This is a genomic window from uncultured Eubacterium sp. (assembly GCF_937958975.1).
Classification (GTDB): domain Bacteria; phylum Bacillota; class Clostridia; order Lachnospirales; family Lachnospiraceae; genus Eubacterium_G.
On the sequence record NZ_CALGRE010000015.1, the window covers coordinates 111,076 to 125,752 of the forward strand.

Consider the following 14,677-nt stretch of genomic DNA (forward strand, 5'->3'; position numbering starts at 1 on the left):
TGGTACAAAAGTAAAATGTATGTTAAAATTTTACATAGACTTTACATATACCTGTTATGTTATGGTAGGGTATGGAAAGTCTAATAATATGAAAAGGCAGAATCATTCAGAAGAAAAATGATTGGGGCTCTGAATCGTTTCAAAAAGTTATTTAGGAGAAAATTAAATTATGTACGAGATGATTATTGCATTGCTCAGCGGATTGGCTTTGTTCCTGTTTGGAATGAAGTATATGAGTGAAAGCTTACAGCAGGCAGCAGGTGAGAAACTTAGAGGCTTTTTAGACAGATGCACAAAGAATAAGTATATTGCTGTAGTTTTTGGAGCATTGTTTACCGCATTTATACAGTCATCGGGCGCCACTACTGTTATGGAAGTCAGTTTTGTAAATGCGGGAATATTATCACTGGAACAGTCTGTAGGACTGACATTTGGTGCGAATATAGGAACGACAATCACATCACAGATGGTATCCTTAAAGTTGACAGATGCAGCACCGTTTATATTATTTATCGGTGCAGTCATTTTAATGTTTGGCAAGAGACCATTATTGAAAAAAGTTGCATCTGTTATTTTCGGTTTTGGAGCATTATTTCAGGGAATTAAATTAATGACAGAGGCGTTGGCGCTGGTTCCTGAATTTCCACAGTTAGTGGAGTTATTTCAATCGTTGGGAAATCCGGTAATCGCTTTGGTACTTGGTCTGATTCTTACAATTATTGTACAGAGTTCATCCGTTACAGTCAGCGTATTGGTGCTTTTGGCGGGTTCAGGACTTGTGGAGCCGTTTTCCTGTTGGTATTTTATGCTTGGTGCATATATTGGAGCGTGTACACCGGCTGTTATGGCAGCTATGAACAGTAATAAAGAGGCAAAAAGAACTGCATTTATCCACGTTATGTTTAATGTAGTGGGAATGATTGTGTTGTCAATCGTATTGGCATTGGCAGGTGAACCATTGTTTAAAGCTATCAGTACCATTTCAGGTGAAGGCAACTTACAGCGTTTTGTGGCAAACTCTGATACGATTTTCAAAGTAGTAATGACATTAATAGCATTACCAATCAGCAATCAGTTAGTAAAACTGTCAAAGAAGGTTATCAAGTCTAAAGGGCAAGAACATGATGAAGATGAGATGGTGCTAAAGTACATTGGAAGTACGGGTTCTCCGACTGCATCTACTGCTGTGGTTGAAATCGTGCAGGAGATAGAGAGAATGTCTCTGATGGTGAGGGAGAATCTTCAGGCATCTATGAGAGCGCTTTTAAAAATAGATAAGAGCCAGGCAGAAGAAATTTATAAAAGAGAAAAATATATTGATTATTTAAGTCATAGAATTACTGAATACATGGTTAAATCGAACCAATATGAGTTGCCGTTAAAGGATAGAGCAAGACTCGGAGGGTTATTTCATGTGGTGATTGACATTGAGAGAATCGGCGACCATGCGATTAATATTATGGATGATGCCATAAAGGAAAAGAGTAATAAAATTAGTTTTTCTGAAGAAGGCGGTAAGGAAATTGCCGATATGTATAATAAGGTGCTGGAGATTTATGACAAAGCGGTAAATATTTTTGTTACTATGGATAAATCATGCTTTGATGAAATTAATGTATTAGAAGATACAATTGACCAGATGCAGATTGACTGTCAGGAAGGACATGTCAGAAGAATGTCAGCAGAGGAATGCTCTATTGAGGCAGGACTTATTTTTACGGATTTAGTAATTGGTCTTGAGAGAATTGCAGACCATGCGACGAATATTGCATACTCAATTTTACCGGAAAAACAATAGAAACTTATAATAAATGCGAGAGGTCGGCAAAGCGGATTTCTCGCATTTTTGTATCAGTGACGAGGAAAGGAACAAAAATGAAAAAAATTTATATCGTGGAAGATGACAAAAATATAGCGGAAATAGAGCAATTCGCATTGAAAAATGCGGGATATGAAGTTATGGCATTCAGTACGGCAAAGGAGTTTGAAAATCAGCTGCAACAGGAACATCCGGCATTAATTGTTATGGATATAATGCTTCCGGACCGAGATGGTCTCAGTCTTGTAAAGGATTTAAGAGAGGATGTGTCAACATCAAAAATTCCGGTGATTATGGTCACAGCAAAAGCCTCTGAGATGGATAAGGTGAAGGGGTTAGACCAGGGAGCAGATGATTATATGACGAAACCTTTTGGAATTATGGAACTGATATCCAGAGTAAAGGCAATGTTGCGGCGGGCAAATCTGGATAATTCTTCTCAGATTTTAGAGTTTGATGGAATTATCATGGATGATGCAAAACATCAGGTAGTAATCGACAATCTTCCATGCGAGTTGACCTTTAAAGAATATGAACTCTTAAAGATGTTAATGCAAAATTCGGGAATTGTTTTGCGGAGAGACCGCATTTTAGACAGAGTTTGGGGAATTGATTATGAAGGGGAATCCAGGACACTGGATATGCATATAAAGACATTAAGAAAGAAAATGGGAGAAAAAGGAAGCCTTGTACAGACTGTAAGAAATGTGGGATACACATTGAACTACAGGAAGGGAAAATGAAATGAAAAAGAAATTATATACGAGAATGACCACAATTTCTGTAATCATGATGTTGCTTACAATGAGTGTTACGATAGGTATTTTTTATAGCTTATTTCGTGAACAGGTTATGGATGATTTGAAAACGCATGTTCATATTTTGAGGACAACAGAGGCTGTTTTAGAATATATAGAGAAAGATTTTGACCCTCAAATCGATAATTTAAGGATTACTGTAGTTGGAAACAGTGGAGAGGTAAAATACGATAGCAATGCAGATATTGGAACAATGGAGAATCATGGAGACAGACCGGAAGTTCATGAAGCATTGAAATATGGTTCCGGTGAGGCGATTCGAAAGTCAGGAACTTTTGATAAGACGACATATTATTACGCTGAAAAGATGGATGGTGGCCAGGTAATCAGAGTGGCAAAAGAGGTAGGAAGTATCTGGCAGTTTTGTGTCAGAATTTTACCGGTTTTGATTGCCGAATTATTTTTAGCGGTTGTAATCTGTATTGTAGTAGCGCGGCTTTTAGCAAAAAGGCTTGTAGAGCCTATTGAGCAAATGGCACAGAATTTAGAAGATGAGGAACTTTCAGAAAGTTATGAGGAGATACAGCCATTTTTAGATAAGATACACAGTCAGCATAAAGATTTAAAGAAAAGTGCAAAAATGAGACAGGATTTTACGGCGAATGTGTCCCATGAGTTAAAAACACCTTTAGCCTCTATTTCCGGTTATGCTGAATTAATTGAAACAGGGATGGCAAAGGAAAAAGATATACAACATTTTGCCAGTGAAATTCATAAGAGTTCTATTCGGTTATTGTCATTAATTAATGATATTATTGAGTTGTCTCAATTAGATGTGATGGGAGGAGATACGGATAAAATTAGGGTGAATCTAAGCGAAGAAGCACATAACTGTGTAGAGATGCTGCAAATGAATGCAGATAAACATGATATATCAATTTTAGTGAAAGAAATTCAAAAGAATTGTTTTATTGAGGCAAATCAGGAAATGATACAGGAGATAGTATTTAATTTGTGTGATAATGCTATACGATATAATAAGCCGGGAGGGCATGTGTGGGTTTCTGTATATGAGAAGAAAGAAAAAGTGATATTGCGGGTAAAAGATGATGGAATTGGAATTGCGCAGGAAGAACAGGAGCGTATCTTTGAGCGGTTTTACAGAGTAGATAAAGCAAGGTCAAAAAAGACCGGTGGAACCGGGTTGGGACTTGCCATTGTAAAACATATTGCAGAGCAGCATAATGCAGAAATTGAAATTGATAGTGAAATTGGACAGGGGACGATTATCTCTGTAGTGTTTATGAAGTATCATGATAAAAAATGAGAATTATGCATAAAAATGGAATCATTGTAAATGATATGATTATCAAAAACGATGAGGTGAAAGGTTTATGTGGGGATTTATTATTGCATTAATTTCAGGAGCACTTATGAGCGTTCAGGGTGTATTTAATACGGGGGTCACGAAAAGCAGCAGTATGTGGGCGGCAAACTCATGGGTACAGCTGACAGCCTTTTTGGTGTGTATTATTGCCTGGTTTGTAACAGGAAGACAAAATGTAATGGGAATGTTCCATATGGACAATAAATACATGCTGTTAGGTGGTGTGATTGGTGCTTTTATTACATTGACAGTCATAAAGAGTATGAACAGCTTAGGACCGGCGCAGGCTGTCCTTTTAATCGTTGTTTCCCAGATTATTGTTGCATATTTAATTGAAGTATTTGGACTTTTTGGAGTAGAAAAAACAGGATTTGAATGGAATAAGGCTGTGGGCGCATTGGTTGCAATTGTAGGAATTTATATTTTTCACCGCTAAAATAAATTAAAAATTAGTGAAAATGAGTGTTGCCAACTTTTTTTATTCTTGTATAATTAATAGTAGACATTCATGGGGAAACTCCAAATGGAGGGTGAATGTTAAAAAAATTAAATAAGAAATTGATATTATTAACTGTAATGATAACAAATACTTTTTTGTGTATGATATTTTCGTGTGGATGCGATAAACAAATAAATAAAGTATCTTTGACAGAAAAAAGTGTGAATATAGAAGAAAGTACAAAAGATATGCAGGAAAAAACGGCTGCAAGGACAGGCGATATCTATGTTTATGTTTCAGGAGCTGTGAAAAAGCCCGGAGTATATGTTGTAAAAGAAGGCAGCCGTGTGTTTCAGGTAATCAAGCTTGCAGGTGGTATGATAAAGTCCGCCAGAAAAGATTGTTTAAATCAGGCAGAGACTGTCGTTGACGGTCAAAATATAAAGGTATTTACCAAAGAGCAGTATGCCGAAATCATACAGAATGAAACAAAAAACATTTTGATAGAAAATAACAAAATAAATGAAGGAAAGATTAATATTAATAATGCAGATGTTGCTTTACTGATGCAATTGACGGGAATTGGGGAGACAAAAGCGAAGGCGATTGTTTCCTATAGAGAGGAACACGGTAATTTTTCCAAAATAGAAGAAATTAAAAATGTTTCAGGAATAGGTGATTCTACATTTTCAAATATCCGTTCAAATATTACAGTTAATTAGAAAGGATAATAAATGAAGGCTTTAGTAGTTGATGATGAAAAGTTAATCGTAAAGGGACTGAAATTTAGTTTAGAGCAGGAAGGGTATGAAGTAGATTGTGCGTATGATGGTCAGGAGGCTGTAGATAAAGCACAGGCAACAGAATATGACATTATTCTTTTAGATTTAATGCTTCCTATATTATCAGGATATGAAGTATGTCAGCAGATAAGAGAGTTTTCGGATATGCCGATTATTATGCTGACTGCAAAAGGTGATGATATGGATAAGATTTTAGGCCTTGAATATGGTGCAGATGATTATATTACAAAACCTTTTAATATTCTTGAAGTAAAGGCAAGAATTAAGGCCATTATTAGAAGAAATAAAAGAAAAAATGCCAGTGCACCACAGGAGCCAAAGATTATAACATCAGGAAAAATGAAGCTGGATATTGAAGCGAAACGTTTATACATAGAAGATATTGAAATTAAACTTACGGTAAAAGAGTTTGACATTTTAAAATTGTTGGCTGAAAACCCTGGTAAGATTTATTCAAGAGAACAGCTTTTGACAATTATTTGGGGTTCCAGATATCCGGGAGATGCGAGAACTGTGGATGTAAATGTTAGAAGATTAAGAGAAAAGATAGAAGAAAATCCAGCGAAACCGGAATACGTTCATACAAAATGGGGAATGGGTTATTATTTTCAGGGATAGATAAATGAAAAAGAAATCAGTTCATAAAATTTTAAAAAAAATAAAAAGTTTGAAATTTAGAGTTTTTGCAGTTGTTGCTCTTTCTATTATTGTCCCGACCATTTTATTGAGTATATTTATTATGGCAATGTCAACAACCGGATTTATAGACAAAAAAATCGACCGATTTAAATCTAATAATACAATGCTGAAAAATAGTATTGTGAGTGAAGGTTATATCGAAAATTTACAGTCAGAGGTTGTGGATACTCAGATAGAGCAGTTGTCAAAGGAGTATAATTGCAGAATTGAGATTATAAATACACAATATAAAATTTTAAAGGACACTGACAGCAGTGAAAGTGGTAAGACAAGTATTTCAGATAGTGTATTAAAGTGTTTAGAGGGCGAAAACATCTATATAAAAAATATGGATGAAAAGTTTGTAGAGTTTGCTATACCTTTGGTTACAACAGTTCCAAACGAGGAAGGGAAAACCAAATCCAATATTATCGGTGCGTTATATATTAACTATTCGATAGCAGATGTGGAATCTTTTAGTGATACGTTGGGACGTTATGTTGTGATGGTAGATTGTCTGCTTGTAGTATTTGCGCTTGTGGCTGCGTGGGTATGTTCTGTTTTGTTTAGCAGACCACTAAAGCGGGTACAGGAGAATATTGAAAATATTTCTGTGGGAAAAGGAACAAGAAGAAATACGAGGGACTATTCTGAGATTGTCGAGATAAGTGAAAAGTTCCAAAAAATGATGGACAGAATGAATACACAGGAAAAATCCCGGCAGGAGTTTGTCTCAAATGTATCTCACGAATTAAAGACCCCGATAACATCTATGAAGGTTTTAGCGGAGTCTTTGATTGGACAACAGGGAATGCCTGAGGATTTATATCAGGAATTTTTACAGGATATATGTAAGGAGATAGACAGGGAAAACGATATCATAACAGATTTGCTTGAACTGGTAAGGATGGAAAAATCAGAAACAGAAATTAATATATCATCTGTAAATATAAATGAAATATTAGAGACTGTTTTAAAGCGTTTAAAACCGATTGCAGAAAGCAAGAATATAGAGCTTGTTTTTGAGAGTTTCAGACCGGTAATTGCCGATGTGGATAAAGTAAAATTTGCGAGTGTGGCTACAAATTTAGTAGAGAATGCCATAAAGTATAATAATACGGACGGAGCAGTTACTGCGTCACTAAATTCAGACCATCAGTATTTTTATCTGAAAGTGACAGATACGGGGATTGGTATTTCGGAAGAAGACCAGAAACGGGTATTTGACCGGTTTTACAGAGTGGATAAGGCAAGGTCCAGAGCAACAGGGGGTACCGGTTTGGGACTGGCAATTACAAAGGATATTGTATTAAAACATCATGGCTCCATAAAAATTCATAGTAAAGAAGGGGAGGGAACTACATTTACTGTAAGGATTCCTCTAAAGTATATTGCATAAATCAATTAGATAACAGGTGCTTGAATGAAACAACAGTGTTTAATAAAAAGAAATGTTAATTTAGTTATTTTTATAATTATATGTGCTGTTTTATCTTTAGGGCTGATAGGATGCCAAAAGGATAATAACAGTAAAAAGGCAAACACAAGAATATATTATGTTAACCAAGAAGAAAAAAAACTGGTCAGTGAGAATTATGAGAGCAGGCAGGATAAAGCATTGTCTATAATGGAAGATTATCTGGAAAAGCTTGCGAATAATGGTGAAGAGGATGGAAGTTCTGCTGCGATACCTTCAGGTATTGAGATTAATGGATTTGATATTACAGACGGGATTGCAACCATTGAGTTTACTGAGAGTTATTCGAAATTGACACCTCAGAGAGAGGTATTATGTCGTTCGGCGATTGTACTCACATTAACACAGATAAAAGGAGTCGAATATGTGGCATTTACTGTAAATGACAGTCCTTTGCGGCAGAGAGACGGAAGCCTTGTGGGAACAATGAAAGCCTCAGATTTTGTTGCTGATTTAGGTGGAGGAACAAATACCCATGCCACAGCCGATTTTACACTTTATTTTGCCAATTCAGAAGGTTCTAAATTAAAAGAATATAAGCTGATGAACGCAAAATATGGAGAAAAATCAAAAGAGAGGTTTATTGTCGAGCAGTTGATTCGGGGACCAAAGAAAAAGGGATATACTGCTACTTTGTCATCGAATCTAAAATTAGTAAATATTGTCACTGCAAACAATATCTGTTATGTAGATTTTGAAGAAAATTTCCTTACAGAACAGAGTGCAGTATCAAACACATTGGTGATTTATTCTATTGTAAATTCATTGTCAGAATTAAATGAAATACATAAAGTTCAGATTAGTGTAAATGGAGATGCTATGCTGAAATATCATGATGAGACGTCGTTGGCAGAGCCATTTATAAGAAATCTTGACCTTATAGAAATGAAAGAATAGTGTTAAATAATAAAGGAGAACAGTTATAAAAAGACCGATAGTTATTTTGTTATTGGCTTTTGTACTTGGAGAGGTAATAGCTGTTTTGAAAATGGGGGTATTTGTTATATTTTTGAGTATTCCCGTTATGGTTATTATAAAAATCATTACAAAGAAGCATGTAAGTGTTTTTGTAGTGGTTTTTTTATTTATTTTTTTAGGATATTGTTTAAGTCAATATAAATTGTTGCAGAAAGATTGGGTGTGGGAATTAGAAGAAAAAAATGTAATTGCCAAAGGAAGAGCAGGAAAAATAATTCAGAGTGATTATGGATATCAGCTTTTCTTAGAAGAAACGGTTATAGATAATACAGACTGTGGAGAAACGATTATTTTTTTCGAGAATCATCCTGATATAAAAATTGGAAATCTTGTAGAGATAAGTGGAAAGATAAAGCATTTTGAGAGAGCACGAAATAAGGGGAACTTTGATGCACGCCAGTATTATATGTCACTTGGAATTTTTACTAGGATTATTGCAGCAGATTGTAAAATTAAGGATGTACAGTATGACGGGTTATGGGATAGACTGTTTCAATTGAGAGAAAAAATTGTAGATAATTTTACGAAAATATGTAATGAAAGGGGAGAGAATATAGTTTCCGGATTATATCAGGATAAGGCAGGTGTTTTTGCGGCGATAACCGTTGGAGATAAAACAGAGTTAAATAAGGAAATTAAAGAACTTTATTCTGTATCGGGAATTGCACATATTCTCGCTATAAGCGGATTGCATATCAGTGTTATAGGGATGTTTGTATATGGTATGTTACGGAGAAGATTCTCTTTTGGGTTGGCAGCATTTTTTTCTATAGGATTCGTAACAATATTTGGAATTGTATCAGGGATGGGAATCGCTACACTTAGAGCATTTATGATGTTTGCACTCCGATTAATTGGTGATGTGTTTGGAAGAAAATACGACTATTTGACAGCGATATCGTTGACCGGACTTATATTAATGCTACAGAATCCTTTTATTATAGTAAATTCCGGCTTTCAGATGTCGTTTGCTGCCACGATTGCGATTACAATTGTGCTGCCTCATATATTTGTTATAATGAATCTGAAATCTAAAGTGGCGAAAAGTGTTTTGTTTAGTGTGGGCATCGGATTGGTTATAAATCCAATAATTGCTTATTATTATTTTCAGCTGCCGGTATATTCCTTTCTGTTAAATATTGTTGTTGTACCATTGATGAGTATTGTGGTAATATCGGCAATATTAGGAAGTATGACTGTTTTTATAAGTGTTTCGGCAGGACAGATTCTTATTTTACCTGCATGTTGTATTATTGAAATATATAACACTCTGTGCAATATAATAGCGAAAATTCCGTTTTCTAATATAATTGTAGGAAAGCCTTCGATATTGTCTGTTGTTTTATACTATGTTATTTTGAGTGTTTTCATATATTGTTTTGTAATCCTCAGACAAAGAGTAGATAAAAGAAATGATGTAAAGGAACACACTATAGAGGAAAATGGAAGGGTTCTTGTAAGCAGGAGAATTCATTTGAAACAGGAACGAAAAACAGACATAAAATTTAGAATTTCTTTTGGAGTATTTTGTCTTGTTATTTCCTTCCTGGTATATATTCATTTTCAAAATGGTATCAATATAAAATTTATTGATGTGGGTCAGGGAGATTGTATTTTTATACGAACGGAGAACGGTGTAACATTAATGATAGACGGGGGCAGTACAACGGTTTCTAATGTTGGAAAGTATAGGATTGCTCCATGTATTAAAGCAGACGGACAGAATACAATTGATTATGCAATCGTGACACATGCAGACGAAGACCATACAAGCGGTCTCAAAGAAATGTTAGAAGCCTCCGATTTAAATGGGCTAATAATTAGAAATGTAGTGCTTCCGGATATTTATATGAAAGATGAGGCATACCAGAAGATTATAAGTTTAGCGGTAAAAAAAGATATAAATGTGCTATATATAACAAAAGGAGACGTGCTTAAATTTGGTGAGACGGAGATAAGATGTATTCATCCGGGACGGGAATACATTGCTGATGATAGGAATAGTTATTCTACAGTATTAAGTCTTAAATATGGCAAATTTTCTGTGCTTTTTACAGGAGATATTTCATCAGAGCAGGAAATACAAATAAAACAGGCAGTAAAAGAAAATTATATCGTATTAAAATCAGCGCATCATGGCTCAAATTATTCTTCAAGTAATGAATTTCTAAAAATTATAAAACCAGAGTATACGATAATTTCTGTGGGCAAAAACAATCGTTATGGACATCCGGGAAAGGAAACATTAGAAAGGTTAGAGAACATAAAAACGAGGATACTGAGAACGGATGACAACGGTGAGATTGAATTTAACAGTGATGGTGAAAATATGAGAATCTCCTGCTTTCATGAAGATAATTAAGAAAAACATTGAGATTATTTATGGGACATACTATAATTTAGAAGAGAAAAATATGGTGGAAGCGGGATAAAAGGAAATAACAAAAAATGAAAACATTAGCAGCGGATATTAAAAATAAAAAATTTAAAAATGCATATCTCATTTGCGGTGAGGAAGAATATCTGAAGTTAAACTATAAAAATCAGATGATACAGGCAATTGTCGGGGATGATACTATGAATTTGGGAATTTATGAGGGGAAAAATATTGATGTCAATGAAATTATAGATAGTGCAGAGACTTTTCCGTTTTTTGCTGAGTACAGGTTGATTGTTATGGATGGAACAGGGCTATTTAAAAGCGGTGGAGAAACATTGGCAGAATATATGAATAAAATTCCTGAAACTACCATATTTTTGTTTATAGAGCAGGATGTGGACAAGAGAAGTAAAATGTATAAGGCCGTTAAGAAAAACGGATATATATGCGAGATTAACCGTCAGACCGAACAGGACATTGCAGTATGGGCGGCAAGGATTTTTGATTATAATGGTAAAAAAATTACAAAGGCAACAATGTCCTATCTGATAGCTAATGTAGGGACAGACATGGAAATTCTGTCCAAAGAGATTGAAAAATTAATTAGTTATGCTTTAGAACAGAGTGTAATTCGTGTAGAAGATATTGACGCGGTTTGTGTGAAACAGTTAAATGTAAGAATTTTTGATATGATTGATGCAATTTCCGTGAAAAATCAAAAGAAAACTTTGGACTGTTATTATGAACTGCTGGCAGAAAAAGAACCGCCCATGCGCATATTATTTATGATTAGCAGACAGTTTCATCTTATATTGCAGGCAAAAGATTTGTCTGCAAGAGGAATGAACAGGGAACAGATTGCCAGTGCTATGGGCGTGCAGGGGTTTATAGCTTCAAAAAGTATGAATCAAAGCAGGAATTTTACAGTGGCAGAATTAAAATCCGGTCTCGCTGAGAGTGTTCGGACAGAAGAACTTATTAAGTCCGGAATGATGGATGAAAATATTGGAGTTGAAATGCTGTTAATTAAATATAGTAAAAGAAATTAACAAGTTTCGTAATGAATAAAACGCCGGTCATTTGACCGGCGTTTTATTCATTACATTAATTATGCAATTGTGTTAACTAATTTTGTTAATCTTGAAACTTTTCTTGCAACATTGTTCTTGTGGTAAATACCCTTTGAACCAGCCATTTCGATAAGCTTTGTAGCTGTAATTAATGCATCGTTTGCAGCAGCTTTATCCTTTGCTGCAACAGCTGCTTCAACTTTCTTTACAGCAGTCTTTACAGCTGACTTTGCTGATTTGTTTCTTTCGTACTTTGTCTGATTAACTAAAATTCTTTTTTTTGCTGACTTAATATTAGCCATTTTAAATACCTCCGCTAAATTACGTTTGAGATTTCCGTTGAGAGAGATTGGAAATCTTGTTTATTATCTGCGCCACTGGAAATGCGGACGTCAGACGCAGACATCAATGAATATTTTAGTAGAAGAAAATAAAGATGTCAATAGCAATTCCTAAAATTTGTATGGATTCCTGGAAACATGTAAATAATAAAAATGAAAAAATATAATTTATGGAGATGTGATAAATGTCATTTTTGGGGAATAAGAATATTTATACGGATTTAGCTTTAGAAGAAAGAGAACGATTTCAAAGAAATGTTGAAATTGAGGGAGTTCAAATTGACAAAAAATATGATAAAAGTTTGGATATGACAACAACAGTAGTCGATATTGTTAATAAAAAAGGTGAGGACGCAATGGGAAAGCCTGAGGGCAGTTATATCACAATGGAGACAAGATTACTAAAAGATAATGATGAGGATGAGAGAAAAAATATTGCGGGACAGGTGGCACATCATTTGCTTGAGGTCACTAAAAAAGATAAACCGAAAAATGTTCTGATTGTGGGCTTAGGTAATTCTTCTGCGACACCGGATGCACTGGGACCTAAGACAATAGAAAACATAGAAAGTGGAGAAAATGTTTACTGTATAGCTCCTGGAGTTTTAGCACAGACAGGAATGGAGACGTATTCTGTGATTAAAGGAATTGTAAATGAAATTAATCCTGATTTGGTGATAGCAATTGATTCACTTGCAGCGAGAAATGTTCGAAGGATAACAACGACAATTCAGTTGACAGATACCGGAATAACACCGGGGTCGGGGATTGGAAATCATAGAAAAGGATTAAATGAAGAGGCGCTCGGAAGAAAAGTGATAGCAATAGGCGTACCTATGGTTGTCAGCGGTGCAACGATTGTCAATGATACAATGGAAAATCTATTAAAAATACTTTCTTCTGTGAAAAATAATTCTATGGCAAATATATTTCAAGGATATACTGAGCAGGAAAAGTATCAGCTTTTTGAAGAATTGTTATCGGAAGAAACAGAGCAAATGTTTGTAACGCCAAAGGATGTGGATGAAATTGTGGAGAATCTGAGTAAAACAATTGGAGCATCTTTAAATGAATATTGTAAATTAGCATTAGGGTAATGTTCTATAAACTGCACAGGACACATATACTATATCAGTGGGACAAAGTTAGGGGGGACACTGTGCAGAGAGGAATAAGCAGACATATGAACAGCCATAGAATAAAAATTCCGGAAACGCTTTTTCCATGGCTTGTAAAGGGAGTTATTGTATTTTTGTGCATATATATAGCAACACGCTGTATTAATCTGATTACAGGAAATGGAGCGAAAGAAGCGGCAAAAGATATTATAAGTAATACTTCCTCTGTAATTGCCAAGGAAATCGTGGAAAATTCAGGTATTATGAATGAATATATGTTATATGTTGAAAACCATGGATCTATTTCTGAAGTGGCAAAAAAAGAGCTGTTAAATCAAATTGTTTCGGAGTATATGATGCATAGTGAATATACTTATGATACCAGTGACCCCGGATATGCGCAGGTAATTAATCTGATATATGAAAATGCACATTATGCGGAGGATAAAGAAAATGAGACGAAACAGGAGACAGAAAAGAAGAAGGATGAGAAGAAAAATAAAGCAGTGGCAACAGCAGCAAATGTTATTGTTCCGCAGCCTAAATTGAGCGGTAAATTATATACGGCAAAAAATATAGGTTCATTTAAAGATGTAATGGGAAAATTTTATATTGTTACGGAAGCTACAAGTTTGTATTCCACAGATTTACCATTAAAAAATGCTCTGAGCGAAAACTTTAAGATAAAGGGAAATAATAAAAAACCGCAAATATTAATTTACCATACACATTCTCAGGAAGAATTTCGTAATAGTAATAGCAATACATCTACTACGATTATAGGAGTTGGTGACAGGCTGACAAAAATTTTGGAAGAACAGTTTGGTTATAATGTTATACATGACACAACAAAGTATGACATTGTGGATGGAAAATTAGACAGAAGTGAGGCATACGACCAGGCAAGGGTTGGAGTAAAAAAAATACTTGAAAAATATCCATCCATAAGTTTGGTTTTGGATATTCATAGAGACGGAGTCAACGAAAACACAAGACTTGTGACGGAGATAAATGGAAAAAAGACAGCACAGATTATGCTTTTTAATGGAATGTCCAGATTTAAAAATTCTGGAAATATTGACTATTTATATAATCCGTTTTTATATGAAAATCTGGCTCTTACATTACAGATGAAGGTAAATGCAGAAGCATATTATCCGGGATTTACCAGAAGAAACTATGTAAATGCATATAAATATAATTTGGATTTGTGCAGACAATGTATGTTGATAGAGGTTGGAGCACAGACAAATACATATCAGGAAGCACGAAATGCGGCAGAGCCATTGGCGATGTTGATTGATATTACTATGGGAAATAAAAAATAAAGATGAATCTTTGTAATCGCCGCTATGGTGTGAACCATATGCGGCGGTTTACATAAGCTGTCAATCAATCTTATTAAAAATAACAGTCTATTCTTTCGTAG

General features: G+C 34.9%; 13 protein-coding genes. 12 read left to right on the forward strand and 1 reads right to left on the reverse strand.

The window, feature by feature from the left end; genetic code table 11:
• Positions 1-169 precede the first annotated feature (169 nt).
• From Q5O86_RS02645 to holA, 10 genes are all read left to right on the forward strand, one after another.
• On the forward strand, positions 170-1,798 hold the full coding sequence (locus Q5O86_RS02645) for a Na/Pi cotransporter family protein (RefSeq protein ID WP_302625591.1): 1,629 nt from the start codon (positions 170-172) through the stop codon (positions 1,796-1,798).
• 77 nt (positions 1,799-1,875) lie between these two features.
• Positions 1,876-2,562, forward strand: a complete 687-nt coding sequence (locus Q5O86_RS02650) for a response regulator transcription factor (RefSeq protein ID WP_302625592.1) — start codon at positions 1,876-1,878, stop codon at positions 2,560-2,562.
• A 1-nt stretch (position 2,563) separates the two neighbouring features.
• Positions 2,564-3,904, forward strand: a complete 1,341-nt coding sequence (locus tag Q5O86_RS02655; protein WP_302625593.1) for a cell wall metabolism sensor histidine kinase WalK — start codon at positions 2,564-2,566, stop codon at positions 3,902-3,904.
• Between the two features lie 67 nt (positions 3,905-3,971).
• Positions 3,972-4,400 carry a DMT family transporter gene (locus Q5O86_RS02660; protein WP_302625594.1) on the forward strand — a complete coding sequence of 143 codons (429 nt, stop codon included), beginning with the start codon at positions 3,972-3,974 and terminating at the stop codon, positions 4,398-4,400.
• Positions 4,401-4,498: 98 nt separating this feature from the next.
• The gene (locus tag Q5O86_RS02665; protein ID WP_302625595.1) at positions 4,499-5,125 is read left to right on the forward strand and encodes a helix-hairpin-helix domain-containing protein; all 627 of its coding nucleotides are present in this window, start codon (positions 4,499-4,501) and stop codon (positions 5,123-5,125) included.
• Between the two features lie 12 nt (positions 5,126-5,137).
• Positions 5,138-5,824, forward strand: coding sequence for a response regulator transcription factor (locus Q5O86_RS02670; RefSeq protein WP_302625596.1), 687 nt, complete (start codon positions 5,138-5,140; stop codon positions 5,822-5,824).
• 4 nt (positions 5,825-5,828) lie between these two features.
• The gene (locus tag Q5O86_RS02675; protein ID WP_302625597.1) at positions 5,829-7,283 is read left to right on the forward strand and encodes a cell wall metabolism sensor histidine kinase WalK; all 1,455 of its coding nucleotides are present in this window, start codon (positions 5,829-5,831) and stop codon (positions 7,281-7,283) included.
• A gap of 24 nt (positions 7,284-7,307) precedes the next feature.
• Entirely contained in the window at positions 7,308-8,258 is a 951-nt protein-coding gene (locus Q5O86_RS02680) for a GerMN domain-containing protein (RefSeq protein WP_302625598.1), read from the forward strand.
• 112 nt (positions 8,259-8,370) lie between these two features.
• The gene (locus tag Q5O86_RS02685; RefSeq protein WP_368074729.1) at positions 8,371-10,701 is read left to right on the forward strand and encodes a DNA internalization-related competence protein ComEC/Rec2; all 2,331 of its coding nucleotides are present in this window, start codon (positions 8,371-8,373) and stop codon (positions 10,699-10,701) included.
• A gap of 86 nt (positions 10,702-10,787) precedes the next feature.
• The gene (holA, locus tag Q5O86_RS02690) at positions 10,788-11,768 is read left to right on the forward strand and encodes a DNA polymerase III subunit delta (protein WP_302625599.1); all 981 of its coding nucleotides are present in this window, start codon (positions 10,788-10,790) and stop codon (positions 11,766-11,768) included.
• A 59-nt stretch (positions 11,769-11,827) separates the two neighbouring features.
• Here holA and rpsT read toward each other — a convergent pair whose 3' ends face one another.
• On the reverse strand, positions 11,828-12,091 hold the full coding sequence (rpsT, locus tag Q5O86_RS02695; RefSeq protein ID WP_302625600.1) for a 30S ribosomal protein S20: 264 nt from the start codon (positions 12,089-12,091) through the stop codon (positions 11,828-11,830).
• A gap of 224 nt (positions 12,092-12,315) precedes the next feature.
• Here rpsT and gpr point away from each other — a divergent pair, with 224 nt between their 5' ends.
• Both gpr and spoIIP read left to right on the forward strand, forming a co-directional pair.
• Positions 12,316-13,227 carry a GPR endopeptidase gene (gpr, locus tag Q5O86_RS02700; RefSeq protein ID WP_302625601.1) on the forward strand — a complete coding sequence of 304 codons (912 nt, stop codon included), beginning with the start codon at positions 12,316-12,318 and terminating at the stop codon, positions 13,225-13,227.
• Between the two features lie 62 nt (positions 13,228-13,289).
• Complete coding sequence (gene spoIIP, locus Q5O86_RS02705; protein ID WP_302625602.1) at positions 13,290-14,576, forward strand: stage II sporulation protein P; 1,287 nt, start codon at positions 13,290-13,292, stop codon at positions 14,574-14,576.
• Positions 14,577-14,677 lie beyond the last annotated feature (101 nt).